General features: G+C 71.4%; 19 protein-coding genes. 5 read left to right on the top strand and 14 right to left on the bottom strand.

The window, feature by feature from the left end; translation table 11 throughout:
* Nucleotides 1-34 precede the first annotated feature (34 nt).
* The 7 genes from ABZX85_RS23945 to ABZX85_RS23915 form a co-directional block, all read right to left on the bottom strand.
* Complete coding sequence (locus ABZX85_RS23945) at nt 35-706, bottom strand: FadR/GntR family transcriptional regulator (RefSeq protein ID WP_355872076.1); 672 nt, start codon at nt 704-706, stop codon at nt 35-37.
* Nucleotides 707-794: 88 nt separating this feature from the next.
* Entirely contained in the window at nt 795-2,081 is a 1,287-nt protein-coding gene (locus ABZX85_RS23940) for an amidohydrolase (protein ID WP_355872073.1), read from the bottom strand.
* Nucleotides 2,078-2,827: a nucleoside phosphorylase gene (locus ABZX85_RS23935; protein ID WP_355872071.1), complete on the bottom strand. Its 750-nt coding sequence runs from the start codon at nt 2,825-2,827 to the stop codon at nt 2,078-2,080. Before ABZX85_RS23935 ends, ABZX85_RS23940 begins: the two co-directional genes overlap by 4 nt.
* On the bottom strand, nt 2,824-3,693 hold the full coding sequence (locus ABZX85_RS23930) for an ABC transporter permease (protein ID WP_355872069.1): 870 nt from the start codon (nt 3,691-3,693) through the stop codon (nt 2,824-2,826). The genes ABZX85_RS23935 and ABZX85_RS23930 overlap by 4 nt, the downstream gene beginning before the upstream one ends.
* Nucleotides 3,693-4,784: an ABC transporter permease gene (locus ABZX85_RS23925; RefSeq protein ID WP_355872066.1), complete on the bottom strand. Its 1,092-nt coding sequence runs from the start codon at nt 4,782-4,784 to the stop codon at nt 3,693-3,695. The genes ABZX85_RS23930 and ABZX85_RS23925 overlap by 1 nt, the downstream gene beginning before the upstream one ends.
* Nucleotides 4,781-6,313 carry an ABC transporter ATP-binding protein gene (locus ABZX85_RS23920; RefSeq protein WP_355872064.1) on the bottom strand — a complete coding sequence of 511 codons (1,533 nt, stop codon included), beginning with the start codon at nt 6,311-6,313 and terminating at the stop codon, nt 4,781-4,783. The genes ABZX85_RS23925 and ABZX85_RS23920 overlap by 4 nt, the downstream gene beginning before the upstream one ends.
* Nucleotides 6,294-7,346: a BMP family ABC transporter substrate-binding protein gene (locus tag ABZX85_RS23915; RefSeq protein ID WP_355872062.1), complete on the bottom strand. Its 1,053-nt coding sequence runs from the start codon at nt 7,344-7,346 to the stop codon at nt 6,294-6,296. Before ABZX85_RS23915 ends, ABZX85_RS23920 begins: the two co-directional genes overlap by 20 nt.
* 328 nt (nt 7,347-7,674) lie before the next feature.
* Between ABZX85_RS23915 and mtnA the strand changes: the two genes are divergently transcribed.
* The gene (gene mtnA / locus ABZX85_RS23910; RefSeq protein ID WP_355872060.1) at nt 7,675-8,706 is read left to right on the top strand and encodes an S-methyl-5-thioribose-1-phosphate isomerase; all 1,032 of its coding nucleotides are present in this window, start codon (nt 7,675-7,677) and stop codon (nt 8,704-8,706) included.
* 64 nt (nt 8,707-8,770) lie between these two features.
* On the opposite strand, the gene mtnB is transcribed toward mtnA, so the two are convergent.
* Genes mtnB through ABZX85_RS23895 form a run of 3 tightly spaced genes read right to left on the bottom strand, consistent with a single transcriptional unit; the run spans nt 8,771 to nt 10,676 of the window.
* Entirely contained in the window at nt 8,771-9,379 is a 609-nt protein-coding gene (gene mtnB, locus ABZX85_RS23905; RefSeq protein ID WP_355872057.1) for a methylthioribulose 1-phosphate dehydratase, read from the bottom strand.
* Nucleotides 9,376-10,095, bottom strand: coding sequence for an acireductone synthase (gene mtnC / locus ABZX85_RS23900; RefSeq protein WP_355872055.1), 720 nt, complete (start codon nt 10,093-10,095; stop codon nt 9,376-9,378). The genes mtnB and mtnC overlap by 4 nt, the downstream gene beginning before the upstream one ends.
* Nucleotides 10,092-10,676, bottom strand: coding sequence for a cupin (locus ABZX85_RS23895; protein WP_355872053.1), 585 nt, complete (start codon nt 10,674-10,676; stop codon nt 10,092-10,094). The genes mtnC and ABZX85_RS23895 overlap by 4 nt, the downstream gene beginning before the upstream one ends.
* Nucleotides 10,677-11,063: 387 nt before the next feature.
* Between ABZX85_RS23895 and ABZX85_RS23890 the strand changes: the two genes are divergently transcribed.
* From ABZX85_RS23890 to mtnK, 4 genes are read left to right on the top strand one after another with little or no spacing between them, the layout of a single operon-like run.
* A complete protein-coding gene (locus ABZX85_RS23890) occupies nt 11,064-12,164 on the top strand; it encodes a substrate-binding domain-containing protein (protein ID WP_355872050.1) in 1,101 nt (366 codons plus the stop codon).
* Entirely contained in the window at nt 12,151-13,704 is a 1,554-nt protein-coding gene (locus ABZX85_RS23885; RefSeq protein ID WP_355872047.1) for a sugar ABC transporter ATP-binding protein, read from the top strand. Before ABZX85_RS23890 ends, ABZX85_RS23885 begins: the two co-directional genes overlap by 14 nt.
* Before the next feature lie 32 nt (nt 13,705-13,736).
* Nucleotides 13,737-14,783 (top strand): ABC transporter permease, encoded by a 1,047-nt coding sequence (locus tag ABZX85_RS23880; protein ID WP_355872044.1) that lies wholly within the window; start codon nt 13,737-13,739, stop codon nt 14,781-14,783.
* A 10-nt stretch (nt 14,784-14,793) separates the two neighbouring features.
* Complete coding sequence (gene mtnK, locus ABZX85_RS23875; protein WP_355872041.1) at nt 14,794-15,966, top strand: S-methyl-5-thioribose kinase; 1,173 nt, start codon at nt 14,794-14,796, stop codon at nt 15,964-15,966.
* Here mtnK and ABZX85_RS23870 read toward each other — a convergent pair.
* The 4 genes from ABZX85_RS23870 to ABZX85_RS23855 form a co-directional block, all read right to left on the bottom strand.
* Nucleotides 15,955-16,464, bottom strand: a complete 510-nt coding sequence (locus tag ABZX85_RS23870) for an SMI1/KNR4 family protein (RefSeq protein ID WP_355872038.1) — start codon at nt 16,462-16,464, stop codon at nt 15,955-15,957. The two genes, mtnK and ABZX85_RS23870, sit on opposite strands and share 12 nt — an antisense overlap.
* Before the next feature lie 90 nt (nt 16,465-16,554).
* Entirely contained in the window at nt 16,555-18,171 is a 1,617-nt protein-coding gene (locus ABZX85_RS23865) for a glycerol-3-phosphate dehydrogenase/oxidase (RefSeq protein WP_355872035.1), read from the bottom strand.
* Between the two features lie 45 nt (nt 18,172-18,216).
* Nucleotides 18,217-19,755, bottom strand: coding sequence for a glycerol kinase GlpK (gene glpK / locus ABZX85_RS23860; protein WP_355872033.1), 1,539 nt, complete (start codon nt 19,753-19,755; stop codon nt 18,217-18,219).
* 99 nt (nt 19,756-19,854) lie between these two features.
* Nucleotides 19,855-20,640: an MIP/aquaporin family protein gene (locus ABZX85_RS23855; protein ID WP_355872030.1), complete on the bottom strand. Its 786-nt coding sequence runs from the start codon at nt 20,638-20,640 to the stop codon at nt 19,855-19,857.
* Nucleotides 20,641-20,921 lie beyond the last annotated feature (281 nt).

Below are 20,921 nucleotides of genomic sequence, written 5' to 3'. Positions count from 1 at the left end.
AACACCCCTGAGGAGAAACGCACAGAAACCGGTTTCAGAGACTCGCCCGCAGCCACTGCTCCACACTCGCGATGTGGACCGTCGCCCACGACCGCGCCGCCTCCGCGTCCCGGTCCCGCAGCGCCGCCAGGATCGCCCGGTGCTCGTGCAGCGTCCGCGCCACCGCGTCCTCCTGCGTCAGCCCCCGCCAGATCCGGGCCCGCGTCGTCGGCCCGGACAACCCGTCGAGCAGCGAACACAGCACCGAGTTCCCGGCGCTCTGCACGATCCCCCGGTGGAACTCCAGATCGCACGCCACCAGCTCCTCCACCGAGGGACCCGCCCCCAGCCGGTCCAGCTGCGCCGAGAGCGCGTCCAGCTGCTGCTCGCTGATCCGCAGCGCCGCCATCGCCGTCGCCGCCGGCTCCAGAATCCGGCGCACCGCGAGGAACTCCAGGACGGTGTCGTCGCGATGGAAGTCGACGACGAAACTCACCGCCTCCAGCAGCAGCTGGGGGTCCAGGCTCGTGACGTACGTGCCGTCGCCCTGGCGCACGTCCAGGATGCGGATCAGCGACAGCGCCCGCACCGCCTCCCGCAGGGAGTTCCTCGACAGGCCCAGTTCGGCGGCGAGTTCGCTCTCCTTGGGCAGCCGGTCCCCGGGGCGCAGCGCACCCGAGACGATCATTCCCTTGATCTTCTCGATGGCCTCGTCGGTGACTGCCATGACGGCCTCCCAGTTCATGCGTGGTCCGGACACCCGAGACGGCGAAGGACAAGCGAAAGACATCGGATGTCTCGGGTCATTATGGGGCTCAGCCGATCAGCGTCTCCAGATCCGCGATCACCGCGCGTTCGTCCAGCGTGGTGAGCACCCGCCCCCGCATCAGCACCTTCCCGTCCACGACGGTGTCCCGCACGTCGTCGGCGCGCGCCGCGTACGCCAGCGTCGACCACGGGTCGTGCAGCGGGCGCAGATGCGGACCGGACAGCTCCACGACGGCCAGATCCGCCCGCTTGCCCGCCTCCAGCGACCCCAGCCGCTCCCCGAGCCCCAGCGCCCGCGCCCCCTCGACGGTCGCCATCCGGACGGCCTCCTCGGCACCCACCGCCGTCGGATCGCCGCCCGCCTTGTGCACCAGCGCCGCCTGCCGCACCGCGCCCAGCATGTCCAGCGTGTTCGAGCTGACCGCGCCGTCCGTGCCCAGCCCGACGGTCACCCCGGCGCTCAGCAGCCTCGGCACCGGCGCGATCCCGCAGCCCAGCTTCAGGTTCGACACCGGACAGTGCGCGACCGACGTGCCCGAGCGGGCCAGCGCCGCGATCTCCGGACCGGTCAGGTCCACGGCGTGCGCCAGCAGCACGTCCGGGCCGAGCAGCCCGAGCGAGTCCAGCAACTCCACCGGCCGTTTCCCGTACTTGACCTCGACGGTCGCGACCTCGGTCGCGTTCTCCGCCGCGTGGATGTGCACCAGCGCCCCGAACTCCCGCGCCAGCGCGAACACTTCAGTGAGCTGCTCGGGCGAGAGGGTGTACGCCGAGTGCGCGAAGACGACCGGGCGGAGGCCGTCGCAGTGCTCAAGGTCCTTGCGGGCCCAGGCGGTTCGGGCCGTGAAGTCCCGCCTGTCCGGCGGCTCGGGGACGTCCATGAACGTCGGCCCGGTCAGCAGCCGCCAGCCCGCCTCGCGCGCCGCCAGGCCGGCCGCCTCGTGGAACCAGTACATGTCCAGCGCCGAGGTCACCCCGGCCCGGATCGACTCGGCCGCCGCCAGCCGCACCGCCGCCGCCACGTTCTCCGGCGTCAGCAGTTCGGCCTCCCACTTCAACACCCGCTCCAGGAAGCCCTGGAGCGTCACGTCGTCGGCCCGGCCGCGCAGCAGCGTCATCGCGAGATGGGTGTGCGTGTTCACGAACCCCGGCAGGACGAGACACCCGGCGGCGTCGATCGACTCCCGCGCCTCGTACCGCCGTTCGAGTTCCTCGGCGGGCCCGACGGCGACGATCTCCCCGCCGTCGACCGCGACCGCCCCTGCGCGTACGACCGTTCCGGCGTCGTCCATCGTCAGGACGTCACCCCCGGACACCAGCAGATCGACGCTCACAGCGCGCCCTCCGCGAGCAGCCGCAGCGCCTCCAGCGAGACCACGGCGCCCCGTTCGACGCCCTCGGCGACGACGTCCCGGTGCGGGTCGTAGACGCTCGCGCCCTCGTCGTCGACCAGCTCGTCGGCGTTCGCGCCGTCCACCACGAGGACGCCGCCCGCCGTGAGACCCCGCAGCGACGCCGTGACCAGCAGCGCGGACAGCTCCATCTCGATCGCGGCCAGACCCACGCCCGGGTACCCGAAGAGGGGGAGGTGGCCCGGCTGGAACGCGGCACGGGTCCAGACGACACCCCGGTGGTGCGGGGCGCCGGTCGCACGGGCGGCGCGCTGGAGGGCGAGGACCGCCTCGGGGGCCGCGAACGCCGGGTACTCCGGCGGCAGGAGCTGCTGCGTGACACCGTCGTCCCGGACCGCCGCCTCGGCGATCACCAGGTCGCCGTCCGCGATCCCCGGCTTCATCGCCCCCGCCGTACCGAACCGAAGGATCGTGCCCACGCCCGCGTCCGCCAGCTCCTGGAACAGCAGGTTCGCGCCCGGCGCGCCCACCCCGTGCGAGGCGACGACGACCGGCAGACCCTTCCAACTCCCGCTGAACACCCGGTACTCACGGTGATACGACACCTCCACCGCCCCGTCGAGCAGCCCGGCCACGGCCGCCGCGCGCGCCGGGTCGCCGACGACGACCGCGTGAACGGGCAGGCCGGTACGGGGAATTCGGGTGATGGGCAGGAGGTCCTGCGTCATGAGACGGCTCCGGAGGAGGAAGGGGTACGGCGACGGCGGCGGGCCGTCGACAGGAACAGGGCGCCGAGCGTGACGACGTAGGGCGCGGCGTCGGTGGCCTGTTGGGGCAGCCCGACGCCCTGGAGACGGAAACCGACCGCCTCCGCGAGCCCGAACAGCAGCGCCGCGAGCAGCACGCCGACCGGCAGGGCCCGGCCCAGCATCACCGCGACCACCGCGATCCAGCCCCGGCCCGCCGTCATGTTCTCGGTGAACAACGTGACGTTGCCCAGTGCGAGTTGGGCACCCGCGAGTCCGCACAGCACACCGGACGACAATACGGCGCCGTACCGGTACTTCACCGGACTGACACCCAAGGTCGCGGCGGCGTCCGGGGATTCGCCGACGCCGCGCAGCCTGAGGCCCCACACGTGCCGGGACAGCAGGAGCGCGGCGATGCCGACCGCGAGCCAGGAGAGGTAGGCCAGCGGGCTCAACCCCCCGATCAGGGGAAGGCCGTTGAGCGAGGGGTCGCTGAACGTGCCCTGGACGCCGAAGACCGTCCGCAGCAGGAAGCTCGTCAGGCCGACGGCCAGGAGGTTCATGGCGATGCCGAGCACCACCGCGTCGCCCTTCAGGGTGATCGCGCCGACCGCGAGGATCAGCGAGTACGCCGCCGCCGCGAGGGCCGCCGCGAGCACACCGAGCCAGGCGCTGCCGGTGAACCAGCTGGTGGCGACCGCCGTGAAGCAGCCCAGCAGCATCATGCCCTCAAGGCCGATGTTGAACACGCCGGCCCGCTCGCAGATCGCCCCGCCGAGCGCGGCGAGCAGGATCGGGGTGAGCGCGCGCAGCGCCGACATGAGGAGGTCGGAGTCGAAGAACATCAGACCGCCCCCTTCTTCTCTCGTCGCACGAGTCGGGCGAACAGCCGCTGCGGGAACCGGAGCCGGGCCGCCAGGAACACGATCACAATCGCTTGCAGCACCTGCGTCAGCTCGCGCGGCACCTCCGTCGTCCGCTCCATCGCGAGCCCGCCGACCTGGAGGACCGCGAAGAAGAACGACGCGATCAGCGTGCCCACCGGAGCCGCCCCCGCGAGGAGCGCCGCCGTCAGACCCGTCCAGGTGTAGCCGGGCGCGGTCAGCGAGCCGTCCACGAACCGGTACGGGAAGCTCAGCACCCCGATGGCGCCGACGAGTCCGGCGAGCGCCCCCGACACCGACATCAGCTTCAGCGTCAGGCCCGCCCGTCCGACCCCCGCGTACGCGGAGAAACGGGAGTTGAGGCCGGTCATCCGGATCTCGTACCCGAACGCCGTGCGCCGGTCGGTGAACCAGTAGGCCGCCGCCGCGAGGACGACGAGCACGAGACCGACGGTGACCGTCGAGCCGCCGAAGGTGGGCAGGGCGACCCCGCCCGGGAACGCCCGCGTCTGGGGCAGGCTGGAGCCCGGCTCCTTCAGCGGGTACCGGGCCAGGTACGACGCCAGCGACACCGCCGGATAGCTCAGCAGCAGGCTGCTGACCAGCAGGGGGACACCGAACCGGTTCTCGCACAGCGCGGCGAGCACCGCGTACCCGGCGCCGGCGGCCATCCCCGCGAGGAGGGCGAGGGCGACGGTGAGGGGGGCCGGGAGCGGGGAGTACAGGGCCGTCGTCGCCGCCGTGATCCCGCCCAGCACCATCTGACCGTCCCCGCCGAGGTTGATCAGCCCGGCCCGCAGCGGGACGGCCAGCGCGAGGGCGAGGCCGAGGACGCTGGTCCCGGTGGTGAGGGTGGCGCCGATGCCGTCCGCGCCGAGGGCGCCGGTGAGGACGGCGTCGTAGGCGGTGAGGGGGTCGGAGCCGGTGCCGAGGAGGAAGAGGGCGCCGATGAGGAGGCCGGCGAGGACGGAGGCGGTGACGGGGGAGCGGAGGGCCGCGGTGAGGCGGAGCACGACGCTTCGAGGCGTGACGGTCGTATCGGATGACGTCATGCGTCCTCACCTCTGCCGTTTCCGCCGGCCATCGCGAGGCCCAGCACCCTCTCGTCCGCCTCCTCCTTCTCGTACGCCCCCACGACCCGCCCCTCGTACATGACCAGCACCCGATCCGCGAGCCCCCTGATCTCGCTCAGCTCGGCCGACACCAGCAGCACCGAGTGCCCGGCGTCGCGGTAGGCGATCAGCTGGTCGTGGATGTTCTGGACGGCGCCGATGTCGACGCCCCGCGTCGGCTGCTCGACGAGCAACAAGGGGGCGGCGTGGGCGAGTTCACGCCCGATGAGGAGCTTCTGGAGGTTGCCGCCGGACAGTGAGGAGGCCGGCGCCGTGACGGACGCCGTCTTCACCCCGAACCGCTCGACCAGTGCGCGCGCGTGCTCGCGGACCGCGCCCGGCGGCAGCAGTCCGCGCCGGGACAGCGAGGTCCGGTGGTGGCCCATCGCCAGGTTCTCGGCGACGCTCGCCGCCGGCGCCGTACCGACCGCGTGCCGGTCCTCGGGGACGTACGCCAGGCCGTGGGCGCGGCGTTCGGCGGCCGAGGCGTGCGTGAGGTCGCGGCCCTGGACGGACACCCGCCCGCCGGTCACCGCCCGCAGCCCCGCCAACGCCTCGACCAACTCGCTCTGCCCGTTCCCGGCGACCCCCGCGACCCCGACGATCTCACCGGCGCGGACCGTGAGGTCCACATCGTGGACACCCGGCGACGACAGCCCCCGTACGTCGAGCACCGGCTCACCCGGCGTCCCCGCCGCGTGCACCCGGTCCAGCTCCACCGCGCGCCCGGTCATCGCCGCCGCGATCTCCTCGGCGGACGTCTCCGCGGTGACCAGCCGGGACACGACCCGGCCGTCCCGCAGCACCGTCACCCGGTCCGACCCCTCCAGCACCTCACGGAGCTTGTGCGTGACGAGGACGACCGTACGGCCCTGCGCGGCGAGGGACTTGAGGACGGCGAACAGGGCGTCCGCCTCGGCCGGCGTCAGCACGGCCGTCGGCTCGTCGAGGATCAGCGTCCGCGCGCCCCGGTGCAACAGCTTGAGGATCTCGACGCGTTGCCGCAGCCCGACCGGCAACTCGCCGACCCGCGCGTCCGGTTCGACCGCGAGCCCGTGCTCCTCGGCCAGCTCCCGCACCCGCCGCCGGGCCGCGCCCCGGTCCACCAGCCCGAACCGGCGCGGCTCGGCGGCGTACACGACGTTCTCGGCGACCGTCAGCGAGTCGAACAGCTTGAAGCTCTGGTGGACCATGCCGAGCCCGGCGGCCATCGCGTCGGACGGGCTCGCGAACGACACCTCGCGGCCGTCGACCCGGATCGTCCCCGCGTCCGGGCGCAGCATGCCGTACAGGATCGACATGAGCGTCGACTTGCCCGCGCCGTTCTCACCCATCAGAGCATGGATCTCACCCTGTGAGACGGTGAGGTCGACGGAGTCGTTGGCGAGCGTGCCGGGGAACCGCTTCGTGATCCCCAGCAGCTCGACAGCGGCCCCGCCGCCCCCGGCCTCAGCCCGCGGCGGGGTCATCGACGGTCAGCGTCCCCGCGACGATCTGGTCGCGCAGCGCCTTCACCTTCGTCAGGACGTCCGGGTGCTGCGCGATCACGCACTGCGAGGACTCCACGCCCGTCTCCAGACCGGTCAGGCTGATGCCGCCCTCCTTCAGCCCGTACGACACCGTCGTGCCCGCCTTCCCGCCGAGCACCGCGTCGATGCCCTTCTGGACGGCGATGTCGGTCCGCTTGATGACGTTGTCGACGACCGTGCCCGGCGAGGAGGGGCACTGGTTGACGTCGACGCCGTACGCGAACGCGCCCTTGGCCTTGGCCGCCTCGAAGACGCCGTAGTTGCCAGCCGCAGCCGCCGCCATCAGCTGGTCGTAACCCTGCGAGAGCAGCGTGTTGGCCTGCTCCTTCGCGCGCGCCGAGTCGTCGAAGGGGGACTGCCCGCCGACGAATCGGGTGCCCGTGGACGTCTTGGGGGCGACCTTCTTCGCGCCCGCCGCGAACGGGTCGCTGTAGCGGCGGAACTGCGGGGTGTCGAGGACGTCGACCGCGCCGACCTTGCCGGACTTGGAGAGCAGGCCCGCCTCGGCGCCCGCGAGGTAGACGCCCTCGTGCTCGCGGAAGACCGCGCAGCTCACGTTCTTGAAGGGCTTCGCCGTGCACGCGTCGATGATCAGGAACTGCTGGCCGGGGTTCTTCTGCGCCTGCTGGGCGACGATGTCCGCGAACTCGAAGCCGACCAGGACGATGACGTCCGGCTTGGCGTCCACGGCGGCCTGGACGTTCTGCTGCTGAGACGCGGTGTCCGTGGACTGGTACACCTTCTGGGAGCCGCTGTGCTCCTTCGCCGCCGCCTCGACGCCGGTCACCGCGAGCTTCAGGAACTCGTTCTGCCCCACGGCGTCCGGGGTGACCAGGGTGAACGACTTCCCGGAGGAGCCGGAGGCGGCCGTGCCGGTGTCCTTCTTCGCGGCGGCGTTGCACGCGGTCGCGAGGAGGACCGTGCCGGCGGCGAGCGCCGTGAGCTGGAGGGTGCGGCGGGGTCTACGGTGCATGGCGGGCGGCCTTCCGGGTATGGCGAGCGGCGCTCCGCGGGGGCGACGGTGCCGGGCCGCGAGAGCGCTGGGGGAGGGGTCGTTCGAGGGGTGTGGGGGAAGCGGTGGGGGAAGGGTTCAACCGCGACAGCGGTCGCCGCAGCACCGGCCGAAATCGAGGAAACGGCGCTTCGTGAGCAGCGGCACAGCTCCTCCTCCGTCTCGGCCAGTGGGATCGGTGGTGGACTGTACCACCCGGTTTCAGCCACCCGACAGACTGTCTCGAACTGTGGTTCTCCGAGGTCATGTACGGTGTCGGACACCACAGGACCCCCAGGAGCGATCCCTTATGTCCCAGGAACTGCGTGCCGTCGACTGGACCGGCTCCGGCCTCGCCCTCATCGACCAGACCGTGCTCCCGCACCGCACCGAGACCGTGGACATCCGCGATGTGGACGCCCTGATCGACGCGATCAAGCGCCTCGTCGTCCGCGGCGCCCCCGCGATCGGCGCGGCCGGCGGCTACGGGGTCGCCCTCGCCGTCATCCAGGGGGAGCGCGAGGGCTGGAGCGACCTCCAGGTCCTCGACGCCGTCGCCCGCGTCCGCGAGGCCCGCCCCACCGCCGTCAACCTGATGGTCTGCGTCGACCGCGTCATGACCCGGTACGCCGAGGGCCTCGACGCGGTCCTCGAAGAAGCCGCCGCGATCCAGCGCGAGGACGTCGAGGCGAACCGCGCGATGGGCGTCCACGGCGCGGACTGGCTGATCAAGAAGGCCGGCGTCGACCGCCCGCTGCGCATCCTCACCCACTGCAACACCGGCGCCCTCGCCACCGCCGGCTGGGGCACGGCCCTCGGCGTCGTCCGCGAACTCCACGCCCGGGGCCGGGTGGAGGTCGTGTACGCCGACGAGACGCGCCCGCTGCTCCAGGGATCGCGGCTCACCGCCTGGGAGTTGGTCCAGGAGGGCATCCCGCACTACGTCCAGGCGGACGGCGCCGCCGCCGGCACCATCCTGCGCGGCGAGATCGACGCAGCGATCGTCGGCGCCGACCGCATCGCGGCCAACGGCGACACCGCGAACAAGGTCGGCACGGTCGGGGTGGCCCTCGCCTGCGCCGACGCCGGCATCCCCTTCCTGGTCGCCGCCCCCACCACGACCGTCGACCTCGCCACGGCCACCGGGGACGACATCCACATCGAACTCCGGGGCGAGGACGAGGTGCTGGAGTGGGGCGGCGTCCGCACCGCGCCCGCCGGGTCACGCGGCCACAACCCGGCCTTCGACGTCACGCCGGGCCGTCTCGTCACCGGACTGGTCACCGAGCGCGGGGTGTTGGAGGTCTCGGCGGGCGAACTGCCGGGCGAGCGCCTCAAGTAGACGGGACATCAGAAAGGGAGGGAGCCGATTTCCCGGCTCCCTCCCTTTCTCCGTTTCCCGGACCTCAGCGCCGGGCCAGCTCCAACTCCAGCAGCCACTCCACGACTTCGGTGTGGTGCCGGGCCTGGCGCGGATCGGCCCCCCACACGTACAGCCCGTGCCCCGCCACGACCACCGCCGGCATCAGGGGGTTGCGCGCCTCCTCCAGCCGGTCGCCCAGCTCCTTCATGTCCTGGCTGTTGGCGATGACCGGCAGGACGACCTCGACGCCGTGCGCGGGCTGCCCCACGCCCTTCAGCATCTCGACGTCCCGGAACGGAATCCCGCCCGGCTGCCGGTGACCCATCGTCACCGACGCGACCGTGTGGACATGGACGACCGCCCCGGCCCCGGTCAACGCGGCGACCCGGGCGTGCAGTTCGGCCTCCGCGGACGGCTTGCCGCCCTGTACTGCGGCCCCCTGCCCGTCCACCAGCACCACGTCGGCGGGGGTCAGCTCACCCTTGTCGTGCCCGCTCGCCGTCACCGCGAGCCTGAGCGGCTCCCGGGACAGCACCACCGACAGGTTGCCCGAGGTCCCGCGCATCCAGCCGAAGGAGGCGAACCGCGCGGACTCGGCGGCGAGCACGGCACCCGCCTCGTGAAGGTCCTGCGCGCTGATGCCGTCGGTCATGCGATGCTCCCGGAAACGGTGATCTCGTCGAACGACCCCGCCTGCGCGTGGTCCCCGACGCCTTGCTCGAAGTACGGCTCCCCGGGCCGCCGGATGCCCACGGCATGCCAGCCGGCCTCCCGGGCGGCGTCCAGCTCGCCCGGCCGGTCGGAGAGGAAGAGGAGACGGGACGGCTCGACGCCCGTCGCCTCGGCGATCCGGCGGTACGACGCCGCCTCCTGCTTGGGCCCGGCGTTCTCCGTGTCGTACAGACCCGACGTCAGCGGCAGGAGATCGCCGTCCGGCGTCGCGGAGAACCAGGCGCGCTGGGCGGCGACCGAACCCGACGAGTAGACGTACAGCCGCACTCCGGCCGCGTGCCAGGCGCGCAGCCGGGGGACGACGTCGTCGTAGAAGTGCGAGACGAGGTCGCCCCGCGCGAAGCCCTCCGCCCAGACGATGCCCTGGAGGGTCTTCAGCGGGGTCGCCTTGCGGTCCTCGTCCAGCCAGGCGTTGAGGGTCTTCTCGATCGCGGCGGCGTCCGCGTCCGGCTCCCCGGACAGCTCCCGCACCTGCGCGATCGCCCGCGCCACCGCCGGCTCGTCCGCCCGCTGGGACAGCAGGTCCGCGAACCGGACACGCGAGTAGGGGTACAGGACGTCCACGACGAACCCCGTGGCGCTCGTGGTGCCCTCGATGTCGAGCACCACAGCGTCCACGGCGTAGCGGAGCGTCACGCGACGTACCCGGCGGCGATCGTGTCGTAGTCCGGGAAGCGCCCGGCGATCGTCGAGCCGGTGAAGCTGCCGATCCAGCCGTCCTCCTCGTGGAAGAAGCGGATCGCCGTGAACGACGGGTTCGTGCCCATGTCGAACCAGTGCGTCGTGCCGCGCGGGACGCCCAGCAGGTCGCCCTTCTCGCAGAAGACCGCGTGGACCTCGCCGTTCACGTGCAGATAGAAGATGCCGGAGCCGGAGACGAAGAAACGGACCTCGTCATCGTCGTCGTGCGTGTGCTCCTGGAGGAACTTCTCCCGGGCGGCCTTCGCCTTCGCCGGGAACCCCGGGTCGTCGCTGGGGTGCAGGCCGAGGACGTCGACCGTGGTGAAGCCCTCCTCCGCGTTCAGCTTCTCGATCTCCGGGCCGTACGCGGCGAACACCGTCTCGCTGTCCGCGTCGAACGGGACGTCCTCGTGGATCGGCCACTGCTCGTAGCGCACGCCCAGCGGCTTCAGGGCCTCCGCGATCTCGGCGGGGTCGGAGGTCCGGCGGACCAGGGTGTCCGGACCGGACTCGGGCCAGGTGGTCAGGAGGGTCATGACAACAGCTCCAGAGTCTGTCGGGGTCTTCCGGCCGGAAGCCGCCGTCCGGATACCGAGACGAGCGCCGGTCGGTCGGGGAGGAAAGGGGCAAGCGCCGCTTCGGTGATGGTAACGCGAGCTTTGACGATCACCCGGTGTGACGTAGTCGTTGTCTCATTCCTTGAGAATCCCCTTTTACACCTTTGACGTATGGCTGAAACCGTTCTCATGATCTGTGTATGAAGACGCTGCTGCTCGTGCGGCGGCTGTACGTGGACTTGCTCCGGTCGACCACAGCCAGCTGTCGCTGACCGTTCCCGGAGCCATCGGCTCCGTCTCCCCGCCTCCCCTCGGCGCGCGCCCGACGGCGCATTTCTCTCGTACCACCTGTACCTGGAGCCCCTCATGTCCCGTACCCGCCTGCCTCTCGCCGCGCTCTCGCTGGTGTCCGTCTCGGCTCTCGCCCTGAGCGCCTGCTCCCAGTCCTCGGACGCCTCGACCAAGACGAGCGGCGACTCGGCCGCCTCCGCCCAGGCCGCCACCGGCAAGAAGCCCGCCCCCTTCGACTCGGGCGCGGTCAAGGTCGCCCTGGTCCGCCAGAGCGGCGCCGGCGACTACTTCGAGCAGTGGGGCAACGGCGCGAAGGCCCAGGCCAAGGCGCTGGGCATCGACCTGACGGTGTACGACGCGCAGGCCGACAACGCCAAGCAGGCCACCGACCTGTCCTCCGCGATCAACTCCGGCGCCAAGGCGATCATCATCGACCACGGCTTCCCGGCGACGATCCAGCCGGAGATCGACCAGGCCGTCAAGAAGGGCATCAAGGTCGTCGTCTACGACGTCGAGACCGCCACGAAGGGCGTCGTCACCACCCGCCAGAACGACGCGAGCATGGCCCAGGCCGTCCTGGACGTCATGGCCACGTCCCTCGGCAAGAACGCCAAGGTCGGCTACGTCAACGTCGCCGGGTACGCCGCCCTCGACAAGCGGGACTCCGTCTGGAAGACCGAGGTCACCGCGCAGGGCTGGAAGCAGGCGTTCAAGGTCGGCAAGGTCACCGACTCCACCGCCACGGACAACGTCCCCCTCGTCTCCGCCGCGCTCACCCAGAACTCCGACGTCACCGGCGTCTTCGCGCCCTACGACGAGCTCGCCAAGGGCACCGTCCTCGCCGTCCAGAACAAGAAGCTCCAGGACAAGGTCAAGGTCTTCGGCGCGGACGTCTCCAACGCGGACATCCAGCAGATGACCGCCGCCGGCAGCCCGTGGGTCGCCACCGCCGGCACGGACCCGTCGGCGGTCGGCGCGGCCGTGGTGCGGACGACGGCCCTGGAGCTGGCCGGCCAGCTCGGGAAGACCACCGTCGAGTTCCCGGCGGTCGCCATCACCCAGGACTTCCTGCGCGAGAAGAAGATCGCCAACATGGACCAGCTGCGCACGGCGCTGCCCGCGCTGAACCTGTCCCAGGTGTCGACCGCGGACTGGATCGCGAATGTCGCCCACTGAGACGGCTGAGACGACCGAGGGAGCTTCTGCCGAGACGCCGGCCGTCGGTCTCACCGACGTCAGCATGGCGTTCGGCGGCAAGACCGTCCTCGCCTCCGTCTCCCTCGACATCGCCCCCGGCAGCGTCGTCGCGCTGCTGGGGGCGAACGGGGCCGGCAAGTCCACGCTGATCAAGATCCTGTCCGGCGTGCACGCCGGACACGGCGGCGAGGTGCGCGTCGCGGGGGAGCCCGTAGCCCTCCAGTCCCCGTCCGCCGCACGCAAGTTGGGCATCCAGACCGTGCACCAGCGGATCGGCGAGGGCATCGTCCCCGGCCTGTCCGTCGCCGAGAACCTCGTCTTCGAGGAACTCGCCGCCCAGCGCGGCAACCCCTTCCTCAACGGCCGCCGCACCCTCGCCCGCGCCCGCGAGATCCAGGCGGGCCTCGGCCTCGACTGGAGCGACGCCGTCCTCAAGCGCGACGTCACCGAACTCGGCATCTCCGACCGCCAGTTGCTCATCCTGGCCCGCGCCCTCGCCACCCGCCCCCGGCTCCTCATCCTCGACGAACCGACCTCCGCGCTCTCCGCCGCCGAGGCCGAACGCCTCTTCGCCCTGGTCGAGAAGATGCGCGAGGACGGCATCGCCGTGCTCTACGTCTCCCACCGCCTCGGCGAGATCGACGCGCTCGCCGACCGCCTGGTCGTCCTGCGAGACGGCCGTCTCACCGAGGACCAGGCGAAACCCTTCGACTGGGACGCCGCCCTGCGCGCGATGCTCGCCCAGGAGCAGGAGGCGACGACGGCCCGCCCGCAGCGGGAGGGCGCCGCCGGCGACGTGGCCCTGTCCCTGCGCGGAGTCCGCCTCTTCCCGGGACAGCACCCCCTCGACCTCGACCTGCGCGCCGGTGAAGTCACCGGCGTCGTCGGCCTGTTGGGCGCCGGCAAGACCGAGCTGGCCCGCGGCCTGTTCGGCGCCGAACCCTTCCCCGCCGGCACGGTCGAACTGGACGGCGAGCCGTACACCCCCCGCCGCCCGGCCGACGCGATCCGCGCCGGCGTCCACCTCGTCCCCGAGGACCGGCACGCCGACGCCCTCGTCCCCGGCTGGTCCGTCGCCCAGAACGTGTCGCTGCCGTTCCTCAAGTCCCTGTCCCGCCTCGGCCTCCTCCAGAGCGCCAAGGAGGACGCCCTCGGCCGGGACACCATCGCCGCCCTCGGCGTCGTCACCCGCGACGAGCACAGCACCGTCGAGGAACTGTCCGGCGGCAACCAGCAGAAGGTCGTCGTCGGCCGCTGGCTCGCCGAGACCCCCCGCGTCCTCATCCTGGACGAGCCGTTCCGAGGCGTGGACATCGGGGCGCGCCGCGACATCGGCCGCCGCGCCCGGCAGCTCGCCGCCGAGGGCGCCGCCGTCCTCGTCCTGTCCGCCGACGTCGACGAGATCCTGGAGACCGCCGACCGGGTCGTCGTCCTCGCCGCCGGGGAGATCCACCTCGACGCGTACGGCCGGGACGCGGAGCGCGACCGCGTCATCCAGACCATCTCGGCGTCCGTCTGACGCTCGCCTCGCCGAAGGAAGCAGCCCCCTCCATGACCACCACCCAGAGCACCGAGGCCCCGGCGAAGGCGGCGACCCCGCCCACCGCGCCCACGGCCGTCCGCGTCCAGAACGCCGTCATCAAGTACGGGTTCATCTTCGTGACGGTCGCGCTGTTCCTGTACTTCGCGCTGAGCGAGGGCTCCTTCCGCGAGTCCGCGACCCTCCTCGACACCCTGCGCTACGTGTCGGTCGCCGCGATCCTCGGCCTCGGCGTCACCCTCACCATGGCCGTCGGCGGGATGGACATGTCCGTCGGCGCGGTCGCCGGGCTCGGGGTGTCGGTCGCCGCGCAGACGATGGTCGTCCACAACCAGGTCGGCGCGGTCGCCATCGTCGCCGTCCTCATCGCGGGCGCCCTCGCCGGACTCCTCAACGCGCTGCTGATCGTCGTCCTCAAGATCCCCGACATGCTCGCCACCCTGGGCACGATGTTCGTCATCCAGGGCAGCAAGCTGATCCTCGTCGACGGGCAGTCGATCACCTCCGGCATGACCATGTCCGACGGGTCGACGGCGCCCGGGAAGTTCACCGCCGGGTTCCTGAAGATCGACCGGGGGACCGTGTTCGGCATCCCCGTCTCCGTACTGATCTTCGGCGGGCTCACCGTCGCCGCGTGGGTGTTCCTCGCCCGCACCCGCTGGGGGCGCGTGCTGTACGCCATCGGCGCGAACCCCGAGGCGTCCCGGCTGGCCGGCATCCGCGTCGGCGCCTACCGCGCGCTCGCGTACGTCATCTCCGGCGTCCTCGCCTCCGTCGGCGGGCTGATCCTCGCCTCCCGCATCGGGCAGGGCGACGTCAGCGCCGGCACCTCGCAGCTCCTGGAGGCCGTCGCCGTCGCCCTCGTCGGTACGTCCGTCCTCGGCCGGGGGCGTCCCAACGTGTGGGGGACCGCGCTGGGCGCCGTCCTGATCGGCATCATCACCACCGGGCTGACCATCAAGGGCCTGCCGTACTACACGCAGGACGTCGTCGAGGGCGCGGTGCTGATCCTCGCCCTCGTCTTCAGCTTCACCTTGTCCAAGCGCCGTACCGCATAAGGGAGTTCTGATGGGTTACCGCATCCTGGAGACCGAGGACATCGCGGCGTACCTGCGGGAGCGCGGCCACTGGGCCGAGGCGGCCGATCCGGAGGTCCGCGAGGTCTCCGACGGCAACATGAACCGGGTCTTCCTCGCTTCCTCCGCCGACGGCGGCCACAGCCTCGCGGTCAAGCAGGCGCTGCCCTGGGTGCGGGTCGCGGGCCCCTCCTGGCCGATGAACCCCGACCGCGCGGACGCGGAGGCACGGGCCTACGAGCAGGTCGCGAAGGTCGCCCCCGACAAGATCCCCGCGATCCTCGGCTACGACCCCGAGAACTACGCCCTCGTCATGGAGGACATGTCCGACCTGGAGGTCCTGCGCACCCTCCTCAACGAGGGCGCCTCCTACGGTCCGGACACCTCCGCCCGCATCGGCGAGTTCGTCGCCCAGCTGACGTTCACCACCAGCGACTTCGGCATGCCCTCCGCCGAACGCAAGGCGCTGGTCGCGGCCTCGGTGAGCCCGGAGCTGTGCAAGATCACCGAGGACGTCGTGCTGTCCGAGCCGTACATCGAGCACGAGCACAACCACTGGCTGCCCGAACTGGCCGGCCTCGCCGCCGAGTTCCGCTCGGACAGCGTGCTGCGCACCGAGGTCGCCGACCTCCGGCACACCTTCATGACCAGCGCCCAGGCACTGCTGCACGGCGACCTCCACACGGGCAGCGTCATGGTGGGGGAGCGGGACGGCGCCCACGTCGTCCGCGTCTTCGACCCCGAGTTCTCCTTCGTCGGCCCCATCGGCTACGACCTCGGCCTGTACTGGGCCAACGCCCTCGTCTCGGAGGAACGCGCGCGGGCCCTGGGCACGTCGACCGACCACGCCGACCAAGTACGCCTCTCCTGGGAGGCGTTCGAGACGGAGTTCCGCCGCCTGTGGCCGACGAGGGTCGACACCTTCTTCGACGACGCCTACCTCGACCGCTTCCTGCGCCGCGTCTGGACCGACTCGGTCGGCTACGCCGGCACGGAGATCGTCCGCCGCATCATCGGCTTCGCCCACCTCACCGACCTGACGACCCTCCCGGACCCGGCCCCGGCTTCCCGCCGGGCACTGCTGCTGGGCCGCGAACTGATCGTGCGGCGCGCGGAGTTGACCGATGTGGAGTCGGTCCGCCGCCTCGTCTCCTCACTCGCCTGAGAACCACTCCTCACCGGCGGCCCACCGCCGCACCCAGTCCCCGAACCCCGGCCCGCCGTACGGCATCGCGCCCTCACCGGTGACGAGCCAGACGCGCCCGCGCTGCGGGCCGGTGACGACGAGGTGCCAGTCCATGCCGCACCCGTCCGTCCCCAGATTCAGCGAACCGTCGTGGGCGACCCGCTCGATGACGGCGCCGGGGTCCTCGTACCCCCCGTCGTCCTCCCACACCCACATCCCGGTGAGCGGGAAGGGCTCGGCCGGCCGCTGCCCCCCGGCGCTCTCGGCCAGCCCCGCCCACCCGTACTCCGGCGGCCCCTGGAAGGAGCCGTCCGCGATCTCCGCGACGAGCGTGCGGTACGGCTCCGGCAGCACCACGCCATGCCGCTCCTCGAACTCCCGCACCCCCGCCCACCCCAGCGGGGACGCGCCCTCCCCCTCACCGAACGCCTCCCGCAGCGCCGCGAGTTCCGCCGGGTCCGCCTTCTCGATCTCCATGCCTCAGGGATAACACCCGGCACTGACAACCGGGTACGCGAAAGGGGCGGCCCCCCGACTTCGGGAGAGCCGCCCCTTTCGAGGTGTCCGTTACTTCTTGTCGAGCAGGTCCTGCACCTTCGCCCGCACCTCGTCCGTGGCGAGCCCACGGATCGTCAGGGTGGTCCGGCGGCGCAGGACGTCGTCCTGGGTCTCGGCCCACTCGTTGTCGCGGGCGTAGACGACCTGGGCCCAGATCTCGGGGGCGTCGGGGTGGACGCGCTCCGCGAGCTCCGGGTTCTCGTTCGCCAGACGGGCGATGTCGAAGGCGAGGGAGCCGTAGTGGGTCGCGAGGTGCTTCGCCGTGTCGGCGGACATCCGGGGGCCGGGGGCCGGGTTGTCGACGAGGAGGCGGTGGGCGACCGCGCGGGGGTTCGCGACCCCGGGCAGGGGCAGCTTCTTCGGCAGCGAGGAGATCGGCTCGAAGTCGTCGCCCAGCGGGTGACCCGGCAGGGACTCCAGCTTCTGCATGACCGTACGGCCGATGTGCCGGAACGTCGTCCACTTGCCGCCCGCGACGGACAGCATGCCGCCCCGGCCCTCGGTGACGACGGTCTCCCGCTTGGCCTTGGCCGTGTCACCCGGACCGCCGGGCAGGACGCGCAGACCGGCGAACGCGTACGTGATGTTCTCCCGGGCGAGCTGCTGGTCCCGGACGGAGAACGCGGCCTCGTCGAGGATCTGCGCGGTGTCCTTCTCGGTCACCGACACGTCCGCCGGATCGCCCTCGTACTCCTCGTCCGTCGTCCCGAGGAGCAGCATGTCCTCCCAGGGCAGCGCGAACGTGATCCGGTACTTGTCGATCGGCGTCGCGAGCGCGGCCTTCCACGGGGAGGTGCGCTTCAGGACGAGGTGCGCGCCCTTGGAGAGGCGGATGGAGGGGGCCGCGTTCGGGTCCTCCATCCTGCGCAGGTGGTCGACCCAGGGGCCGGTCGCGTTCAGGACGAGGCGGGCGTTGACCCCGAACTCGTCGCCCGTCGTCCGGTCCTTGAGGTCCGCGCCGGTGACCCGGCCGTTGGTGAAGCGCAGGCCGGTGACCTCGGCGTGGTTGAGGACGGCCGCGCCGGCCTCGACGGCCCCGCGGACCGTCATCAGGGCCATGCGCGCGTCGTTCATCTGGTCGTCGCCGTAGACCGCGACGGCCTTCAGGTTCTCGGTGCGCAGCTCCGGCACGTCCTGCGCCGCCTTCGCGGGGGACAGGAGGTGGCCGACGCCGTCACCGAACGCGGAGAGCGCGGAGTAGGCGAACACGCCCGCCCCGAGCTTCGCCGCGCCGTGCGGGCCGCCCTTGTAGACGGGCAGGTAGAACGTGAGCGGGTTCGCCAGGTGGGGGGCCACCTGACGGGACACCGCGCGCCGCTCGAAGTGGTTCTCCGCCACCAGCTTCACCGCGCCGGTCTGCAAGTAGCGCAGACCGCCGTGGAGCAGCTTGGAGGAGGCGGAGGAGGTGGCGCCGGCGAAGTCACCGGCGTCGACCAGCGCCACCCGCAGACCGGACTGCGCGGCGTGCCAGGCGGTGGAGATGCCCAGGATGCCGCCGCCGATCACGAGGAGGTCGTACGACGCCTTGGCGAGCTGCTCCCGGGTCTCGGCTCTGCTCGGGTTGGAGGCGGAGGCCGGGTGCGTACCCAGGGCAGGCACGGTCTGGAGGGTGGGCTGACTGGTCATGTCGGGTTCTTACTCCTCATCAGAGCTTGACGCGGGGGGTTCGCTTCAGCTCTCGTCCTCGATCCAGCCCATGGTCCGCTCGACGGCCTTGAGCCAGGTCTTGTACTCACGGTCGCGGGTCTCCGCGTCCATGCGGGGGGTCCACTCGGCGGCCCGGCGCCAGTTGGCGCGCAGGTCGTCGGTGCTGGTCCAGAAGCCGACGGCGAGGCCGGCGGCGTAGGCGGCGCCGAGGCAGGTCGTCTCGGCGACCATCGGGCGCACCACCGGGGCGTCCACGAAGTCCGAGAGGGTCTGCATCAGCAGGTTGTTGGAGGTCATGCCGCCGTCGACCTTGAGGGCCGCGAGCTCGACGCCGGAGTCCTTCGTCATGGCGTCGGTGATCTCACGGGTCTGCCAGGCCGTGGCCTCCAGGACGGCGCGCGCGAGGTGCGCCTTGGTGACGTACCGGGTGAGGCCGGCGATCACACCGCGGGCGTCGGAGCGCCAGTGCGGGGCGAACAGGCCGGAGAAGGCCGGGACGAAGTAGGCGCCGCCGTTGTCCTCGACGGACAGGGCGAGCGTCTCGATCTCGGCGGCGGTGGAGATCAGGCCCATCTGGTCGCGCATCCACTGCACCAGCGAGCCGGTGACCGCGATCGAGCCCTCCAGGGCGTAGACCGGGGCGTCGTTCCCGATGCGGTAGCCGACCGTGGTGAGCAGGCCGGAGTACGAGTTGATGATCTTCTCGCCGGTGTTCATCAGCATGAACGTGCCGGTGCCGTAGGTCGACTTGGCCTCGCCCTCGGCGAAACAGGTCTGGCCGAAGAGGGCCGCCTGCTGGTCGCCCAGCGCGGAGGCGACCGGGATGCCGCCGAGCAGCTCGCCGAGGGGGCCGCCGGTGACCTCGCCGTAGACCTCGGCGGAGGAGCGGATCTCGGGGAGGATCTGGAGCGGCACGCCGATGGATTCGGCGATCTTGTCGTCCCACGCGAGGGTGTGCAGGTTCATCAGCATCGTGCGGGAGGCGTTGGTGACGTCGGTGTAGTGCTTGCCGCCGTTCACACCGCCCGTCAGGTTCCAGATGACCCAGGTGTCCATCGTGCCGAACAGGATGTCGCCCGCCTCGGCGCGCTCGCGCAGGCCCTCGACGTTGTCGAGGAGCCAGCGGGCCTTGGGGCCGGCGAAGTAGGAGGCCAGCGGGAGGCCGGTCTCGCGGCGGAAGCGGTCCTGGCCGACGTTGCGGCCGAGCTCCTTGCAGAGGGCGTCGGTGCGGGTGTCCTGCCAGACGATCGCGTTGTGGACGGGCTCGCCGGTGTTCTTGTCCCACAGCAGCGTCGTCTCACGCTGGTTGGTGATGCCGATGGCCTTGATGTCGTCGCGCGTGATGCCCGCCTTGGCGATGGCGCCGGCGACGACCTCCTGGACGTTCGTCCAGATCTCGTTCGCGTCGTGCTCGACCCAGCCCGGCTTCGGGAAGATCTGCTCGTGCTCCTTCTGGTCGACCGAGACGATCCGGCCGTCCTTGTCGAAGACGATGCAGCGGCTGGAGGTGGTGCCCTGGTCGATGGCGGCGATGAACGGGCCGGTGGTGTGGGCGTCGGTCACTGTGTGCTCCCGGGGGATTCCGTGGTTATGGGGCTTGACGATCGGCGTTCGCCGAGAGTTTCGAGAACCCGTACCTCGTACGGGTGAAACCCGCGGCTGCTAGGCGAACGCGACGTTGTAGATGCCCGCCGCGATGGCGCCGCCGACGAGCGGGCCGACCACGGGAACCCAGGCGTAGCTCCAGTCGGAGCCGCCCTTGTTGGGCAGGGGCAGGAGGGCGTGCACGATACGCGGACCGAGGTCACGGGCCGGGTTGATCGCGTAGCCGGTCGGGCCACCGAGGGACAGACCGATCGAGACCACCACGAGGGCGGTGATCAGGGCGCCCAGCGTGCCGAGGCCCTTGCCGCCGTCGTTGAGACCCTGCGTGAGGACCGCGAGCACCAGCACGATCGTGCCGATGACCTCCGTGGCGACGTTCTGCCAGGCCACCCGGATCTCCGGGCCGGTGGAGAAGATGCCGAGCACGGGGCCCGCGCCCTTCTCCTGCGCCTCGACCGACTTGGTCGTCGGCTCGCCGACGATCTCCTTGTCGGTGAGGTGCGCCAGGAACTGGCCGTAGTAGGCGATCCACACCAGGGACGCGCCGATCATGGCGCCGAGCAGCTGCCCGCCCCAGTAGATCGGGACGTCGCTCCAGTCGATGCCGTCCTTCTTGAGCGCGAGCGCCAGGGTGACGGCCGGGTTGAGATGCGCGCCGGAGAGCGGCGCGGAGGTGTAGACGGCCGTCAGAACGGCGAAACCCCACCCGAAGGTGATGGCGAGCCAGCCGGCGTTACGGGCCTTGCTGGCCTTCAGCGTGACGGCGGCGCACACGCCGCCGCCGAGCAGGATGAGTATGGCGGTACCGATGGTCTCGCCGATGAAGATGTCGGAGCTGGACACCCGCGACTCCTTTGTCCTTCGTCCAGGGGAAGCCGAACCCCGGGTCCCTCCGGGGGTTCCGCGCCCTCGGGGGTGAGAGCGATGGCGGCCCTTGGCACTGTCACACTCTAGCGCGTATTGCCGGTAGGTGTTCGACAATGCCGACCGATGGACGGGAGTCTTGCCCCGGCGTTACGTGTGCGTCAAGAGTTCTGTTATCGGAAACCTGATCGTTATTGATAGTCATGAGTTATTGATCTTCGCGAGATCAGCCCATGTCTGACCGGTTATGTCCGGATCAG

It is taken from the genome of Streptomyces sp. NPDC004539 (assembly GCF_040610055.1).
Classification (GTDB): Bacteria; Actinomycetota; Actinomycetes; order Streptomycetales; family Streptomycetaceae; genus Streptomyces.
Note: the sequence above shows the minus strand (reverse complement) of the source record. Positions and strands in the feature narration are given on the sequence as shown.